Source organism: Basfia succiniciproducens, from assembly GCF_011455875.1.
In the GTDB taxonomy this organism is placed as follows: Bacteria; Pseudomonadota; Gammaproteobacteria; order Enterobacterales; family Pasteurellaceae; genus Basfia; species Basfia succiniciproducens.
Map to the genome: position 1 here is coordinate 1976622 of NZ_CP015031.1, position 15498 is coordinate 1992119.

Here is a 15498-nt window from a genome sequence, read left to right on the forward strand (position 1 = left end):
ATGTCAGTTTATTCTTTATCTCATACAAATAAAATTATCGGTGGTGCAGGTAGTATTCAACAAATTGCCGATGTAGTAAAAGGTCATAATGCTGAAAATGTTGTCATTATTACAGACCCGGGGGTTTTTTCTGTCGGTTTAATTAACGAGCCTAAAGCAATACTTGAAAAAGCAGGAATTAATGTTCAAATAATTAGTGATACTCCACCGGAACCGCCGTTAGCACAAGTAAATCAAATTTATCAGCATGCTAAAGATACTAATGCCCAAATGGTTATTGGTATTGGTGGTGGTAGTGCGATGGATACGGCAAAATTAGTGGCTATTTTGCTTAATAATGATGTCGAATTGCAAGATGTTGCTGATGGTAAAGCGAAGTTCAAAAATCGTGGTATTCCAACATTAATGGTTCCAACTACATCTGGTACAGGTTCAGAAGCAACACCAAACTCGATTGTATTAATTCCTGAGCGTGAATTAAAAGTGGGTATCGTTGATGAGAAAATGTTACCTAACTGCGTTATTTTAGATCCAACGATGACGGTTGGCTTACCTCCACACATTACTGCAAACACAGGTATTGATGCACTTTGTCATGCTGTGGAATGCTATATCTCTAAAAAAGCAAGTCCGTTTAGTGACACTTTTGCATTAAAAGCGGTTGAATTGATTGGTCGCAGTATTCGTACGGCTTATCAAGATGGTAAAAATCTGCGAGCTCGTGAAGATATGTTGCTTGGTTCTTATTTTGGTGGTGCATCAATTGCTACATCCAGCACTGTGGCGATTCATGCATTATCTTATCCGTTAGGTGGTAAATACCACATTCCACACGGACTCTCAAATGCAATTCTATTACCTGATGTAATGAAGTTTAATCTTGATGCTTGCGAAGAGAAATTTGCTAATCTTGCAAAAGCAATGGGCTTAGATGTACAAGGTTGTACACAACGTCAAGCAGCAGAAAAATTGATTGAAGAGTTTTATGCATTAATTCGCGATTTAAATATTAAATGTGATTTGAAAGCCGTCGGTATTACAGAAGAAACCTTAAGTGAGCTTGCTGATGCGGCTTTGACGGTAAAACGCTTACTTGATAATAATCCGAAAACCATGACGAAAACGGATATTATCGAAATCTATAAGAAAATTATCTAATCTAATCAAACTGTTGTTTATTGAAGATAATTACGGTTAACAATGAATGCATTATTTTGCTATTAATTTAAGCATCATGATGGAGGTTATTTATGACAATGCAAATGATCATTGCCTTAGCAATTACGGTTTTAATGATTCTCTTAATCATGAGAGACAAACTGCCTTTCGGGGTTCCGCCGCTTATTGCCTGTCTTTTACTGGTGGTAACAGGAGTAGCTGATATAAAAATGGCGTTCGGTGGTTTTGCAAACTCAACCATTATGATGCTTGCGGCATTTATGGCTATCATTGCAGCCTTACAAAAGACAAGTTTCATCACTACGTTTAAAACGACTATATTTAATATGGCGAAAAAAGGCGGCTTTAAGGCTTATACCCTTCTGATTGTAGTTGTTATGCTGGGGACAAGCCTATTTGGCATGGGCTCAACAGCTTATTATGTGTTGGTTATCGGACTTTTGTCTGCGCTACCGGAAAACAAAGCCCTTGCTCCATCTAAAGTATTGATGCCGGCCGGTTTTGCGGCCAACCACCCGCTTGCACCGTTTAATACCGCTTTACAATATGGCGTTACAGTTGCTGTATTGGGAGCGGCAGGTGCTGCAACCAATGTTAACTTAGTCCAATTTTCAATCGTTAATTTAATTCTTTCACTTGCTTTCCTGGCATGGTCGTTATTAGCCTATAAAATTTTGCCGGAACATCCGATTTCCACTTCTACTGGCGAATATAGTGATAATTTAGCGGAAGAACATAAAACGCAGCTTACCAAAAAACAAGAATTTGTGACCTACTTTTCCTTTGCATTCGCAGTTATCGGTATGGTTGCACAAAGTTATGTCGGTGATGCGGGCTATGCACTGACAGGCCTTGCGGTTCTGCCAATCTTTTTAGTCGGTGTACTGGACTTTAGCGAAATAAGAAATGCTATTAGCGCACCTATCATTCTTATGTCGGCCGGTGTTATTGGGGTTGCCGATGCACTAGGAAGTACAGGACTCACGGAAATGGTTGGTAAATCTGTAGCTGATATGCTTGGTTCTGATATTAACCCATTCTTATTAATTTTCACCTTCTGTATTTTAACAAGTTTATTAGCAACATTAACTGGTTCAACACTTGGTACTGTATATGTATTTGCACCATTAGCTATTGCAACTTGCCTGCAACTCGGATTCAATCCGACTGCTGCGGCGTCGGCAATTGTTATTTCTGGATGGTGCGGTCATTTCCTCCCTGTGGACGGTATGCCGGCACTGATTATGGGGACAGGTAAGTATACAATGATTGAATTTTGGAAATTCACCATTCCGCAATACTTTATCCGTTTACTCGCCCTTACGGCAGGTGCGCTGATTCTATTTCCGGTTTAATAGGAGAAATAAAATGACTGAAGAAATTGTTAAATTAGATTTATCGGGTAAGGTTGTTGTCAATCCGAATGATGCCGATCGAAAAGATGCATATTTGCCAACAGAATGTGTACAAAACCATGCTGCAAACTTATTTCAGCTACCAAACGGCGATTTACTCTGCACGTGGTTTGGCGGTACACAAGAAGGGGTTTCTGATATTTCAGCCTATTTTTCCCGTTTAAAAAAAGATTCTGATACTTGGACGCCCGCCGTAAAACTTTCCGATGACCCAACCCGCTCGGAACAAAACCCGGTATTTTTCTTAGATCCTGACAATGTCTTATGGATTTTATATACAGCACAAATCTCAGGTAACCAAGACACCGCAATAGTTCGTTATCGTAAATCAGCTGACTTTGGTGAAACTTGGGGGCCAATTGAAGTATTACTTGAGGATCCGAATAAAGGTATATTTATTCGTCAACCGATCGTTGTGTTAGATAACGGTAACTGGCTACTTCCCGTATTCTATTGCATTGCTCGCCCAGGTGAAAAATGGGTTGGAAGCTATGACACAAGTGCGGTCATGATTTCAAGTGATAAAGGCAAAACATGGCGTTCCGTTGATGTTCCAAACAGTACAGGTTGTGTTCATATGAATGTGTTAAAACTCAAAGACGGCAGTTTATATGCTCTTTATCGCAGTCGTTGGGCGGATTATATTTATGATAGTCGCTCTTATGATAATGGCGAAACATGGTCAGAACCTAAAACATTACCATTGCCGAACAATAATGCATCTATTCAAGCTGACGTTCTCGATAACGGCGATATTGCTTTAGTTTTTAACAACTCTAGCGCAAAAGATGCAAAAGAACGCCGTCTTTCACTTTACGATGAAATTGAAGATGAAAGTAAAGAAAATAAAAAAGAGGCTGAATTGGTCGAAGGGCAACGTAATGCTTTCTGGGGAGCACCGCGCGCGCCAATGTCGTTGGCAATTTCAACCGATAACGGTGTAACTTGGCCTTACATTCGTAATTTGGACGAAGGTGACGGTTACTGTATGTCAAATAACTCAAGAGAACAGCTTAACCGCGAGCTTTCTTATCCAAGTATTAAACAAGGTTTAGACGGTAAATTACATATTGCCTATACGTTCTATCGTATGGCGATTAAATATGTATGTGTTGATGAATCTTGGGTTAAAAATGTTTAATCATAAAAATGCCGTTCGGGAGAATGGCATTCTTTTATAGGAGAATATTATGATTGCCGGAAATATGAAAATTTTAGATTTAGCGACTTTGCCGAAATCACTCTATGACATCTTGTCACATCCTGAATTCACCTTAGAAAAATTGCAAGCGCTACCTGATGGTAAATATCAACCCGAAGGGGCAAAATGGTTTTGCAATATTGGGGATTCACAAACATCACCTGCAGAAACTCGCCACACGGAATTTCATGAGAATTACTTGGATATTCAATTAATTTTGAAAGGTGAGGAGATTATCAATTACAGCTTAACCAATGCAATTGGACAAAGTGCGGTCGAAAAGAAACCCGATTTATATATCTTAGATAAGCCTGTTCTGACTAATAGTATTTTGTTATGCTCCGGTGATTTTGCCATTTTTTATCCCGGTGAACCGCATCAAGCACTTTGTATGGTAAAAGAGCCCGCTACAGTGCGAAAAGCTGTCTTTAAAGTGCCGAAAGAAATTATATGATATTCAAACGTCAGTAAGTGCTGGCGTTTTTTATTAAATTCAATGAAATAAATAAAAGTACCAATAATTCAATATATTGGCTTTAAATATTTTATAGGAGTTTTTATGTTATTACCTAGTTTTGCCATTATTGGCGGTTTATTGCTTTTAATTTGGTCGGCAGATCGTTTTGTAGATGGTGCGGCAGCAACAGCACGCCATTTTGGTATGCCACAGTTATTAATAGGTATCGTGATTATTGGTTTTGGCACATCGGCACCAGAAATGATCGTATCGGCATTTTCGGCATTAAACGGTAATCCCGGCATTGCGCTGGGTAACGCCTATGGGTCGAATATCACAAACATTGCATTAATTTTAGGTTTAACCGCATTAGTGTTACCGTTAGCGGTAAATTCACAAGTGTTAAAACAAGAATTGCCAATGTTGATTCTTGTGACTGCGCTTTCTGCCTTTTTGATTATGGATGGTGATGTGTCGCGTTTAGATGCGTGGATTTTACTCGGCGTATTTTTCGTTTATATGGGCTGGACAATTTGGAACGGTTTGCACAATAAAGATGATAGTTTTGCTGCGGACGTAAAAGAAGAATTACAAGAACAGGAATATATGTCGCTTGGTAAAGCATTAATATGGGTTGTGATTGGTTTAGTCTTGTTAATGGGGAGTTCTCAACTACTTGTTTGGGGAGCGGTGGAAATTGCACATTACTTTGGTGTGAGTGATTTAGTTATTGGTTTAACTATTGTGGCAATTGGTACATCACTGCCCGAACTTGCATCGTCTATTGCAGCCGTACGCAAAAATGGAGTGGATTTGGCGGTGGGCAATATTATCGGCTCAAACCTATTTAATACGCTCGCCGTAGTGGGCATTGCGGGAGCAATTTCACCAATGCATGTAGGACAGGAAGTGTTCACTCGCGATATGCTCGTGATGTCGGTATTAACGGTATTATTGTTGATTTTCGGTTTGGGCAAGAAAGGGGAAATTAATCGTTTTAAAGGATTTATTTTCTTGTTGGTGTATATTGGCTACAATTTCTATCTATTTAAAACGGCAATTTAAATTTTATTAAACAATACAAGGTGTGGTTAGAATATGTTATTGTTCTTAGCGTATTAGGATGTACATAAATAAAAGGAAATATAAAGAATTTGAAATCATAACTAAATTAAATAATTTTGGTAATGTTTTTTGTTAAACTGGATATCTTCTTAAAGAAATTATAAAGGCCAACATTCTTGTTGGCTTTTTTATGAAATACAATCTTGATAAATGAAATCTCTCGGATTATACTTTTTTATATTCTAAAAGTATAATTATATTTAAAGTGTATAAAATTGTATAAGGCAAGCTATGAAAGATCCAATTTACTTTCATCGTACCGAATTGGCAGATAAGCTAATTTATAATTTAAAAGGCGGTATTACACACGCACTGACGCTTTTTGCTCCACGTCGAATGGGTAAAACACAGTTTTTATTAAATGATGTAAAACCACAAGCAGAGAAAAATGGCTTTAATGTGTTTTACTTTAGCTTTTTTGATCAAATGGGTGATGTGCAAACCTCTTTTACAGTCGCATTACAGGCTTTTTTAAATGATGTTAGCAGTAGCGGAGGTAAAACCTTAAAAAGGGTTAATCGAATTGATGTAATGGGAGTGGGGATTGGTTTACAAGATGAACAAAGTCACCCGTTTCTAAGTATTTCTCAGCTTATCAATGAATTAGCTCAAAAAAGTGATAAGCCTGTTTTAATGTTGCTAGATGAAGTTCAGGAACTGGCGAGAATTAAAGGGACTGAGCAAATGGTCAAATCTTTGCGTACAGGTCTTGATATTAATCAAAATCAAGTGAAGGTCATTTTTACAGGGAGTAGTACCAATGGATTACGAGCGATGTTTAATGACAATAAAGCAGCATTTTTTCACTTTGCTCACCCATTGGATTTTCCTAATTTAGGGAAAGATTTTATTGAGTTTCTTGCCGGCATCTACCAACAACGAACAAATAAAATACTGGATACGGACTTACTGTATCATTATTTCGAGCGTTTTCATTTTTCGCCGTTATATTTACGCGCCGTAATTCAAGATATGATTTTAAATCCGACGTTATCACTTGAAGTTGCAGCAGAATATAGATTGACACAGGTAGATGAAAATTCAGAAAATCGGCAGGCGTGGCTTCAATTAAGTGAACTTGAACGCCTTATTTTACTCGCTGTGTTAAACGGTGAAACTGCTATTTATAGCAAGGGAACCCGCCAATTCTTTGCTGATAAATTAGGACTTGAGAATATAAGCACAAGCACTATTCAGGGTAAAGTGCGGAAATTAGAACGAGCGGAACTTTTAACCAGAAATGTTGGCGGCACGCTAAAAATTAATAATGTTTATTTTAAAACGTGGTTACGTGAAAATGTGAACTGATATTTGAAATTTGTGCTTTATAACTTCAACTAAGTTAATGCAAAGGATTGAAAAATGACAAAAGATCGTCAAGAAACCATTATGCTCTATCTAAAAAGCCACAATATGGCGACGGTTGAGCAGTTAGTGAAAGTAACGAATTCATCGCCTGCAACTATTCGACGTGATCTCATCAAATTGGATGAAAAAGGTTCGATTATTCGTACTCACGGAGGTGTGGCGCTAAACCAATTTATCCCATACCAACCCACAACTAATGAAAAGCAATATCAGCATGTGACGGAAAAAGAGAATATCGCCGATTATGTGGTATCGCTAATCTCACCGGGGGATTCCGTATTATTGGATGCGGGGACCACGACATTATGTATTGCCAAAAAATTAGTCAATATTCCTTTAAGAGTGATTACAAGTGATTTACATATCGCCTTGCTGCTTTCGGAATATAAACAAATTGATATTGTAATGACCGGCGGCGCAATTGATAAAAGCAGTCAATCCTGCATTGGGCAACACGGATTGGATTTGTTGCAGAACATTAACCCGGATTTTGCTTTTGTGAGTTGTAATTCCTGGTCTATCGAACGGGGAATTACGGCACCGACGGAAGATAAAGCGAACCTGAAGAAATGTTTGTTACAAAATTCGCGCAGAAAGGTGCTAGTGGCGGATAGCAGTAAATATGGTAAATGCTCTTTGTTTAAGGTGATTGAGCTAAATCGACTTACCGATATTATTACTGATCATAATTTACCGCAAAGCGCTCAAAAAGCGCTTAATGAGCTGGATCTCTCGGTGGCGTTTGCCTAGTTATTAATTTTTATTATTGAACAAAGTCCGCTAGTTTTAAATTAACGGGCTTTGCTATTATTCCGCATCGGAATCCCGCTTATCTTCCGCTTTCACTACCAGTAATTTTTCGGTGTCTAAGTCGGAATGCAGCATTTCTACTGCCGGCATAGCTTTATTGGCTTTGGCGGATAAATCTTTAAAGCGTTCTACTTTCCCCACTAAGCCCTGGTTGCCCACTAATGCGGTAACGGCGCTATTATAATGGCCGTTTACCGTTGATAAGGTATTGCCTAATTTAGCCAGGCGTTCGGCAACCAAGCAGATTTGATTATAAATATCGCCGGCCCGTTCGCTGATTTCCCGCGCTTCGGCGTTGCCTCGTTCAATACGCCATAAATTCGCCACGGTACGTAAAATCGGCATCAGCGTTGTGTGTGAAACCAGGATCACATTTTTCTCATAGCCGTAATTGAACAGGTTTAAATCCGCTTTCATAGCCTCAATATAAGCGGGTTCTACCGCCACAAACATCAGTACAAAATTCGGGCTGCGCATGCCTATTAAGTTGGTGTAATCTTTGCGCCACAAATCATCCATATGATTACGTACCGATTTGACGTGTTCGCGTAAAAAGTGTTGACGTTTATTTTCATCATCGGTACTGACCGCGTTTTCATAGGCGACTAACGACATTTTACTGTCAATGACCAAATGTTTATTGTCGGGCAAATGCACCACGAAATCCGGGTAATTGTTTTTGCCCTGCGCATCTTTAAAATGCGCTTGCGCTTCGTAATGTTCGCCCTTCACCAATCCCGCTAATTGCAAGGCGCGTTCAAGCTGCATTTCTCCCCAGTTACCTAAGGTTTTCTTTTCGCCTTTTAATGCGGAGGTGAGGTTGTTCGCCTCCTGCGACATTTGATTACCGATATTCAATACCCGCTTAATTTCCGATTCTAAATTCGCATTGCCTTTCAGCGATTCCGAATGAATTTCGTTCACCCGCTTTTGAAAACCGTCGATTTGTTCACGAAAAGGTTTTAAAAGCGCATCCAGCGCGATTTGGTTAGACTGGCTGAAACTTTGACTTTTTTCTTCTAAAATGCGGTTGGCCAAATTCTGGAATTCCGCAGAAAGCTGCTGTTTGCTCTGGGCAAACGCCTGTTGCTGTTCGGCAAAATTTTTCTCTTTTTCGGATAGCGTTGTTTTTAATTCCGTGAGTTCTTGCGAAAGTGCGGTCGTTTTTTCCTGAATTTTATTTAAATCCTGTTCTTTGCGCGCCACCGCGTTTTGGCTTTCAACCAATTGTTGCTGTAGGTTGGTGACTAACGCGGAAGCAACACCGAAACGTTCCTTTAAGGTATTCATGCTGCCGGTAAGGGTTTCGTGGCGAAGCTGCTCTTCGTTTAATTCCGTTTGTAACCCCTGAATTAGTTCGTTGCGTTCCTGCAAACGGATTTGCAACCCTTCCGCTGTGGTTTGCGCTTTAATTACATCCTGATCCAATTGATTTTTTGCCGCGGTTAAAATATCGAATTTTTCCAATAACTGATTGAAATCAAGAATATTTTTATTCAAGTCCTGTTGCAGTTCCTGCACATCGCGTTTGCGTCGCGCCATAATAAATAAAAAAATCAGGCAAATGACTGCCAGCACTACGGTGGCAATCTGAAAAGGGTCTTGCGGTAATGGGTATAAATCAAGCATTGAAATTTCCTTATTTTTAGCGACGGTATTTTGTTTCATAAAAATATGCAGTCAGGCAAAAGTATAAACTAAAATGGCTTTAATCGCCTAACAAGGGAACAAATAAAGGTATTTTTATTGTCAATTTAACGGTTTATTGTTAATCTCAAACCCATTATCGACAACAGGAATTAACCATGAGCGAACCTCTTTTTCAACATACGAAAACGGAAGAATGTTGCCCGCAGTGCGGCTCGCCGTTGCAAATCAAACAAGGGAAAAAAGGCAAGTTTTTAGGTTGCAGCGCGTATCCTGCCTGCGATTACCTCAAACCGCTTTCGAATCAATCGGAAAGCCGTATTATTAAACAGCTTGATGAATGCTGCCCGCAATGCGGCCATCCGTTGTTGATACGGCAAGGCAATTTCGGTATGTTTATCGGTTGCGGCAATTACCCTCAATGTCATTTTATTGTTCATGAAGACGAGCAACCGCCGGCGGAAGAAAGCGTTGCTTGTCCGGAATGCGGCAAGGGCGAACTGATTTCCCGCCGTGGGCGTCAAGGTAAATATTTTTATGCCTGTAATCGATATCCGCATTGTAAATTTACCTTACCGGGTAAGCCTTATTTGCAGGATTGCCCGCAATGCGGCGGGCATATTTGTCTGCTCAAAAAAGAGAACGAAACGTACCGCACTTTTTTATGTGTGAATAAATCCTGTCGGCACCAGTTTGATCGTGAAAAAGAGAAGACGTAAAAATGGAATTAGCTCAAATTGTAGAACGCCTTAAAAAAAATGAAGTCGTTGCTTATCCGACCGAAGCCGTATTCGGACTGGGCTGTAACCCGAATAGTAAAAGTGCGGTAGAAAAACTGTTAATTTTGAAGCAACGCCCGGTGGAAAAAGGGCTGATTTTAGTCGCCCATAAATTAGACTTGTTACTGCCGTTTATTGACGAATCGCGGCTTAAGCAATCCCACTGGCAACTTCTGACGCAACAATATGATTGCCCGACTACTTGGGTTGTGCCGGCAAAATTAAGCGCGCCGAAATTTATCACCGGTCAATTTGATAGCGTCGCGGTGCGATTATGCACTCATCCTGCGGTGGCGCAACTTTGTGAACAAACGGGGTTTGCCCTCACTTCAACCAGCGCCAATCTTTCCGGTCTGCCGCCGTGTAAAACGGCGCAACAAGTGCGGTCACAATTCGGCGAATTTTTTCCGGTGCTGGATATGGCGGTGGGAAATGCGGTTAACCCTTCGGAAATCCGGGATATTTTCAGCCGACAGATTTTTCGGCAGGGATAAATCATGCAACTGAAATCAAGTCTTATTGTTAATCAACATTTACGGCTGGAACAAATCACCGAGGATGATGCAGAACCCGTTTTCCGGTTGATTTGCCGGCAACGGGATTATCTCTCCCGCTGGCTGCCGGGCGTGGGATTGACTTCCAACGTAAGCAGTACCCTTAAATTCATTCGTTCCCTCAAACCGCTGGAGCAGGTTTTTACCATTCGCCGTGACGATGAAATTATCGGCTTGGTGAGCTTTAATAAAGCGGATTATTCAAATCTGAAACTTGAAATCGGTTATTGGCTTTCTCAATTCGAGCAAAAGCAGGGCATTATGACCCAATGCGTGCAAACAATGATAGATTATGCTTTTAATCAATTATATTTTAACCGGATTCAAATCAAATGTGCGATAGGCAATACTGCAAGCAAAGGAATCCCGCAGCGTTTGGGTTTTCAGCTGGAAGGTATCGAACGGCAGGGCTTGTTGCTGCTTTCCGGCGAATTCGCCGATTTTGAAATTTACAGTATGCTGGCTCAAGATTGGAAAAATAAACAGGATAAACAAATTATGGATACATACGCTGTGTGGGGCAACCCGATTGCGCAAAGCAAATCACCCGCCATTCACAAAATTTTTGCCGAACAAACCGGGCAGAACATGAAATATATTGCCATGTTAGGCGATGAACAACATTTTGAGCGGCAATTACAGGAATTTTTTGCGCAAGGCGCCAAAGGGTGCAACATTACCGCTCCTTTTAAAGAGCGGGCTTATCGGCTCGCCGATGAATACAGTGAGCGAGCTTTAACCGCCGGCGCCTGTAACACATTGAAAAAACTGGAAAACGGCAAACTTTATGCGGATAACACCGACGGTGCCGGATTGGTGAGTGATTTGCAGCGTTTAGGCTGGTTGAAGCCGAATCAGCAGATATTAATTCTCGGTGCCGGTGGCGCTACTAAAGGCGTGTTGTTGCCGTTATTACAGGCTCAACAGAAAATCCTGATTGCTAACCGCACTTTAGCGAAAGCGGAGGAATTAGCGGAAAAATTCAGCCCGTACGGTGAAATCCGCGCGGTGGAACTGAAGACAATTCCGCCGTACCGATACGATGTTGTCATTAATGCAACGTCTCTCGGTTTAACAGGTAAAACCGCAGATATTCAGCCGGAAATTTTGCAACAGGCCGGTGCGGTTTACGATATGCAATATGCTAAAGAGACTGACACGCCCTTTATTGCCTTAGCCAAATCCCTTGGCGTAAACAATGTCAGCGACGGTTTTGGCATGCTGGTGGGGCAGGCGGCGCATTCTTTCCGATTATGGCGGGGGATAATGCCCGATATAGAAGTGCTGCTGAACCGCGGTATTTAATTTAATTAGGCGAGTTAGTACGCCGTAAAACAATTTGATTTTTTTACTTCATTTAGGAACTTTTATGTACAAAACTTTCAAAAAATTAACCGCACTTTTAGGTGCGTTAGCCGCCTTGTCCGCTTGTCATTCTGCGGTTCAACCGGCAAAAACAGTGTTTCTTGCCGGTGCCACCGGCGTAATCGGCGAGCCCTTAGGTAAAGCGTTAGTCGCCAAGGGCTATCATGTTTACGGTACGACCCGAAGCGCCGAAAAGGCAAAACAGCTGGAAGCGGACGGAATAACGCCTGTTGTGCTGGATATTTATGATGCCGCCGCGGTAGAAAAAGCGGTGGTTAATGCCAAACCGGATGTGGTCATCAGCCAGCTTTCTTCTCTGCCAAAAGGTCTGAAAGAAGAGGAAATGGCGGAAGGCCTGAAGCGTGACAATAGAATCCGCATTGCAGGCACCCGTAATTTGATAGCGGCGACGGAAAAAGCCGGTACGCCGAAATTTATCACGCAAAGTTTTGTTTTCTATGCGGAAAGCGCAACGCCGCCGACTGAAGAATCAGCGTTGCTTTCTACTAAAGATCCCGTTTACGGCGAATCAACGGCGGCTATGATGAATTTGGAAAAACAAACCTTAGCCGGTAAATTTACGCCGGTTGTATTACGTTACGGTTGGATTTACGGCGGAAAATCCGGATTTAACGCGCCGATTGAAGGTTACTCGACAATTCACATTGATGCGGTGGTGGATGCAACGGTCCGAGCGGTAGAGGCGGATTTAAAGGGAATTTACAATGTGTCCGAAGCCAGCCCGTTTATCAATATCGATAAATTCAGAAAAGCCGTTCCCGGGTGGAAAGATAAGTAGCTTCCGATGATAAAACTTTTAAAACCCGTTGATGTTAAATCCAATGAAAAACAGGCTTTGCTTTGGTCTTGGCTTTATGTGTTCGCGCTTTTTTTAGCCTATTATACTCTTCGCCCCATTCGAGACGAATTGGGAGCAGCCGGCGGCATAACGCAACTCACCTGGCTGTTTACCGGTACTTTGGTGGCAATGCTAATGTTAACGCCTCTTTACGGTTATTTGGTTAAATATTGGAAACGTGAGAAATTTATTACAATTTCCTATCGTTTTTTTATGCTGAATTTAGTCGTTTTTGCGATGTTAATGGCGACGGCGACAGGTGATGTGTTAGTTTGGACCGGACGTATATTCTTTATTTGGGTATCGGTATTTAACCTGTTTGTGGTGTCGGTATTTTGGTCATTGATGGCGGATATTTTCAATACGGATCAAGGTAAACGTCTTTTCGTTTTTTGCAGACGTATTCAGCAATTATATATTGTTGCTAATGGCAATTTTGTTGTTGGAAATGTCTGTACTAGCGGCAAAAAAACTATCTAAATTAGGCGAAATCGAGCTCAGGGCGTCAAATTCGGCGGGTAGATTCAATCAAGAAATCGGCGGCGGTGTTTTAGACGGACTGAAACGCACCTTTCAATCGCCTTATTTGCTTGGTATTTCAGGATTTATTCTGCTTTATTCGATTACCAGCACGGTATTGTATTTCCAGCAGGCGGAGATAGTAAACAGCACCTTTAGCGATCGGGCTGAACGCACGGCATTTTTTGCCAATATTGATTTGTGGGTAAACAGCCTGACTTTGTTTTTCCAGTTCGGGTTAACGGGCAGAATGATGAAATATATTGGTATTTTACCGGTGCTTTCATTGTTGCCGCTATTTAGCGTCATCAGTTTTGCTGCACTTGCCATGAATCCGACCATCGTCGTATTTGTTTTGGTACAAGTATCGCGCCGAGTAGCTAATTTTGCCTTTGCCCGCCCTTCCCGCGAAGTGTTATTTACCCGCCTGAGCCGTGAAGATCGCTATAAAGCTAAAAATGTGATTGATACGTTAATTTATCGTTCCGGCGATCAACTCGGTTCTTGGGGTTATGCGGGTTTGGGTGCGCTGGGGTTGAGCTTAACCGGCATTTCCTGGCTCACGGTGCCGGTGTGTGTATTATGGTTCGGATTAAGTATCTGGCTTGCCGGGAAAGAAGACGTAGACTAACGGGTTTTTTAGCTTTTACATTAAAAGTGCGGTCGAAATTCCGCGATTTTTGACCGCACTTTTAGGATTAAGGTTTGTTTATCTTTTATAACCGGTTGCATTGTCGCATAAAATAAAGAAAAAGCTCCTGTTTTTAACATTTTTACAATTTTTACTTTCTTCCTTATTGCCGCTTATTTATACTAAGCGCCTTATTTTTTCAGAAGGAAAGCGGCATGAGTGTTTACGCTTACATTTGTTTCTTATTCAGCATTTCTATTTTTCTTGCATTTTTCACCCGGAAAATCAGCGCCCGAATTCAATCTACTATTGCCATTACCGCCTCGGCGATGATTGGTTCGTTAGTGTTAATTATTTTCGGTTATTTCGGCTGGTTTAAGGTAGAAGATATCGCCATCCATATTATGGAACGGGTGGATTTTAAAAACTTTCTGCTCAACGGTATGCTCGGCTTTTTGTTATTCGCCGGTTCGTTGGGCATTAAATTGCCGTTAATGAAAGAACAACGGCGGGAAATTGCAGTATTTGCGCTGTTTTCAACACTTGCCTCTACCTTCTTCATTGGTATTTTAATTTATTATGCCGCCATGTTAGTGGGTTTGCGGATTGATTTTGTTTACTGTTTGGTGTTCGGTTCGCTGATTTCGCCTACCGACCCGATTGCGGTACTTGCCATCATCAAAAATCTGAAAGCGCCGAAGCGTTTATCCATGCAGGTGGAAGGGGAGTCACTGTTTAATGACGGTGTCGGTTTGGTGATTTTTACCACTTTATTTGCCGTGGCGTTTAACGGGCAGGAGCCGACTTTTTCCGGCGTGTTCGGGCTGTTTTTAAAAGAAGCGGTGGGCGGAATTTTGTTCGGTTTTGTAATGGGATTTGCCATTCATTTGCTTATCACTTTCACAAAAGAGGTCAGCCTTGAAATACTGTTGACGCTTACAATTCCGACGGCAGGTTTTATGCTTGCCAACCTGCTGCATATTTCGGGCGCTTTGGCTATGGTGACTTCAGGTATTATTATCGGCAACTGGACGCGCCGCCAGGGCTTCTCGGAACGTAACCGTTATTTTCTTGATCATTTCTGGGAAATGATTGACCACTCGCTTAATTCGTTATTGTTCTTTTTAATTGGGTTAGCGTTGTTATTGGTGGAATTTACTTTTGAAAGTTCAATGCTTATGTTATTGGCGATTCCCGTTTGCTTAATCGGGCGTTATGTCAGCTTATGGATCCCTTATCAAATTATGAGCCGCTTTCGCCGCTATAATCCTTATACCTTGCGCATTCTTACCTGGGGCGGATTACGGGGCGGTCTGGCGCTTGCAATGGCGTTATCTATCCCGTCCAATGTGGTGAACATTAGCGGTAACGGAATGAATCTGGATTTGCGTGATGTAATAATTCTGATGACTTACGCGGTTGTGATGTTTTCGATTTTGGTACAGGGTACCACCATTGAGAAAATGATTGAAACTTCGAAAGTTATCGATCCGAAGCGCGATGCTTACGTGAAATTGGGCGGTTCGAGAGATTACCCGCCGCATATTTAGTCATTTCGCCTGCATCCGCCTAGCATGAACGGCGGATGC

At 41.4% G+C, this 15498-nt stretch carries 15 protein-coding genes and 1 pseudogene; 15 read left to right on the forward strand and 1 reads right to left on the reverse strand.

Annotated features, from left to right (window positions below; translation table 11 throughout):
* The 7 genes from A4G13_RS09210 (at position 1) to A4G13_RS09240 (ending at position 7495) form a co-directional block, all read left to right on the forward strand.
* Entirely contained in the window at positions 1–1158 is a 1158-nt protein-coding gene (locus tag A4G13_RS09210; protein WP_090655369.1) for an iron-containing alcohol dehydrogenase, read from the forward strand.
* A 92-nt stretch (positions 1159–1250) separates the two neighbouring features.
* A complete protein-coding gene (locus A4G13_RS09215; protein WP_090655372.1) occupies positions 1251–2534 on the forward strand; it encodes an SLC13 family permease in 1284 nt (427 codons plus the stop codon).
* Positions 2535–2547: 13 nt separating this feature from the next.
* Positions 2548–3735, forward strand: coding sequence for a sialidase family protein (locus A4G13_RS09220; RefSeq protein WP_090655375.1), 1188 nt, complete (start codon positions 2548–2550; stop codon positions 3733–3735).
* Positions 3736–3784: 49 nt separating this feature from the next.
* On the forward strand, positions 3785–4249 hold the full coding sequence (locus A4G13_RS09225) for a NanQ anomerase/TabA/YiaL family protein (protein ID WP_090655378.1): 465 nt from the start codon (positions 3785–3787) through the stop codon (positions 4247–4249).
* A 105-nt stretch (positions 4250–4354) separates the two neighbouring features.
* Positions 4355–5317, forward strand: a complete 963-nt coding sequence (locus tag A4G13_RS09230; RefSeq protein WP_090655381.1) for a calcium/sodium antiporter — start codon at positions 4355–4357, stop codon at positions 5315–5317.
* Between the two features lie 291 nt (positions 5318–5608).
* Positions 5609–6685 (forward strand): ATP-binding protein, encoded by a 1077-nt coding sequence (locus tag A4G13_RS09235; protein ID WP_090655384.1) that lies wholly within the window; start codon positions 5609–5611, stop codon positions 6683–6685.
* A 54-nt stretch (positions 6686–6739) separates the two neighbouring features.
* Positions 6740–7495, forward strand: a complete 756-nt coding sequence (locus A4G13_RS09240; protein WP_090655388.1) for a DeoR/GlpR family DNA-binding transcription regulator — start codon at positions 6740–6742, stop codon at positions 7493–7495.
* A 57-nt stretch (positions 7496–7552) separates the two neighbouring features.
* Here the strand turns inward: A4G13_RS09240 and A4G13_RS09245 are convergent, their stop codons facing one another.
* The gene (locus tag A4G13_RS09245; RefSeq protein ID WP_090655390.1) at positions 7553–9184 is read right to left on the reverse strand and encodes a DNA recombination protein RmuC; all 1632 of its coding nucleotides are present in this window, start codon (positions 9182–9184) and stop codon (positions 7553–7555) included.
* Positions 9185–9360: 176 nt separating this feature from the next.
* Here A4G13_RS09245 and A4G13_RS09250 point away from each other — a divergent pair, with 176 nt between their 5' ends.
* The 8 genes and pseudogenes from A4G13_RS09250 (at position 9361) to A4G13_RS09275 (ending at position 15459) form a co-directional block, all read left to right on the forward strand.
* The gene (locus tag A4G13_RS09250; protein WP_090655392.1) at positions 9361–9921 is read left to right on the forward strand and encodes a DNA topoisomerase family protein; all 561 of its coding nucleotides are present in this window, start codon (positions 9361–9363) and stop codon (positions 9919–9921) included.
* A gap of 2 nt (positions 9922–9923) precedes the next feature.
* Positions 9924–10475 (forward strand): L-threonylcarbamoyladenylate synthase type 1 TsaC, encoded by a 552-nt coding sequence (gene tsaC, locus A4G13_RS09255; protein WP_090655396.1) that lies wholly within the window; start codon positions 9924–9926, stop codon positions 10473–10475.
* Positions 10476–10478: 3 nt separating this feature from the next.
* Positions 10479–10883: pseudogene (locus tag A4G13_RS10565) on the forward strand (GNAT family N-acetyltransferase); the annotation flags it as partial.
* 150 nt (positions 10884–11033) lie between these two features.
* Entirely contained in the window at positions 11034–11840 is an 807-nt protein-coding gene (gene aroE, locus A4G13_RS10570; protein ID WP_041640119.1) for a shikimate dehydrogenase, read from the forward strand.
* Between the two features lie 64 nt (positions 11841–11904).
* Positions 11905–12699: an NAD-dependent epimerase/dehydratase family protein gene (locus A4G13_RS09265; RefSeq protein ID WP_090655404.1), complete on the forward strand. Its 795-nt coding sequence runs from the start codon at positions 11905–11907 to the stop codon at positions 12697–12699.
* Between the two features lie 6 nt (positions 12700–12705).
* The gene (locus tag A4G13_RS10515) at positions 12706–13239 is read left to right on the forward strand and encodes a hypothetical protein (protein WP_207945317.1); all 534 of its coding nucleotides are present in this window, start codon (positions 12706–12708) and stop codon (positions 13237–13239) included.
* On the forward strand, positions 13208–13909 hold the full coding sequence (locus tag A4G13_RS10520) for a hypothetical protein (RefSeq protein ID WP_207945318.1): 702 nt from the start codon (positions 13208–13210) through the stop codon (positions 13907–13909). The genes A4G13_RS10515 and A4G13_RS10520 overlap by 32 nt, the downstream gene beginning before the upstream one ends.
* A 215-nt stretch (positions 13910–14124) precedes the next feature.
* Positions 14125–15459, forward strand: a complete 1335-nt coding sequence (locus A4G13_RS09275; RefSeq protein ID WP_090655406.1) for a cation:proton antiporter — start codon at positions 14125–14127, stop codon at positions 15457–15459.
* The last annotated feature ends 39 nt before the right edge of the window (positions 15460–15498 follow it).

What these genes read in the sequence shown, in the direction of transcription:
- A4G13_RS10515 (WP_207945317.1), top strand. Translation starts at nt 12,706, where the DNA reads ATGATAAAACTTTTAAAACCCGTTGATGTTAAATCCAATGAAAAACAG.
- tsaC (WP_090655396.1), top strand. Translation starts at nt 9,924, where the DNA reads ATGGAATTAGCTCAAATTGTAGAACGCCTTAAAAAAAATGAAGTCGTT.
- A4G13_RS09265 (WP_090655404.1), top strand. Translation starts at nt 11,905, where the DNA reads ATGTACAAAACTTTCAAAAAATTAACCGCACTTTTAGGTGCGTTAGCC.
- A4G13_RS09225 (WP_090655378.1), top strand. Translation starts at nt 3,785, where the DNA reads ATGATTGCCGGAAATATGAAAATTTTAGATTTAGCGACTTTGCCGAAA.
- A4G13_RS09275 (WP_090655406.1), top strand. Translation starts at nt 14,125, where the DNA reads ATGAGTGTTTACGCTTACATTTGTTTCTTATTCAGCATTTCTATTTTT.
- A4G13_RS10520 (WP_207945318.1), top strand. Translation starts at nt 13,208, where the DNA reads ATGTCTGTACTAGCGGCAAAAAAACTATCTAAATTAGGCGAAATCGAG.
- A4G13_RS09220 (WP_090655375.1), top strand. Translation starts at nt 2,548, where the DNA reads ATGACTGAAGAAATTGTTAAATTAGATTTATCGGGTAAGGTTGTTGTC.
- A4G13_RS09245 (WP_090655390.1), bottom strand. Translation starts at nt 9,184, where the DNA reads ATGCTTGATTTATACCCATTACCGCAAGACCCTTTTCAGATTGCCACC.
- A4G13_RS09240 (WP_090655388.1), top strand. Translation starts at nt 6,740, where the DNA reads ATGACAAAAGATCGTCAAGAAACCATTATGCTCTATCTAAAAAGCCAC.
- A4G13_RS09215 (WP_090655372.1), top strand. Translation starts at nt 1,251, where the DNA reads ATGACAATGCAAATGATCATTGCCTTAGCAATTACGGTTTTAATGATT.
- A4G13_RS09250 (WP_090655392.1), top strand. Translation starts at nt 9,361, where the DNA reads ATGAGCGAACCTCTTTTTCAACATACGAAAACGGAAGAATGTTGCCCG.
- A4G13_RS09230 (WP_090655381.1), top strand. Translation starts at nt 4,355, where the DNA reads ATGTTATTACCTAGTTTTGCCATTATTGGCGGTTTATTGCTTTTAATT.
- aroE (WP_041640119.1), top strand. Translation starts at nt 11,034, where the DNA reads ATGGATACATACGCTGTGTGGGGCAACCCGATTGCGCAAAGCAAATCA.
- A4G13_RS09235 (WP_090655384.1), top strand. Translation starts at nt 5,609, where the DNA reads ATGAAAGATCCAATTTACTTTCATCGTACCGAATTGGCAGATAAGCTA.
- A4G13_RS09210 (WP_090655369.1), top strand. Translation starts at nt 1, where the DNA reads ATGTCAGTTTATTCTTTATCTCATACAAATAAAATTATCGGTGGTGCA.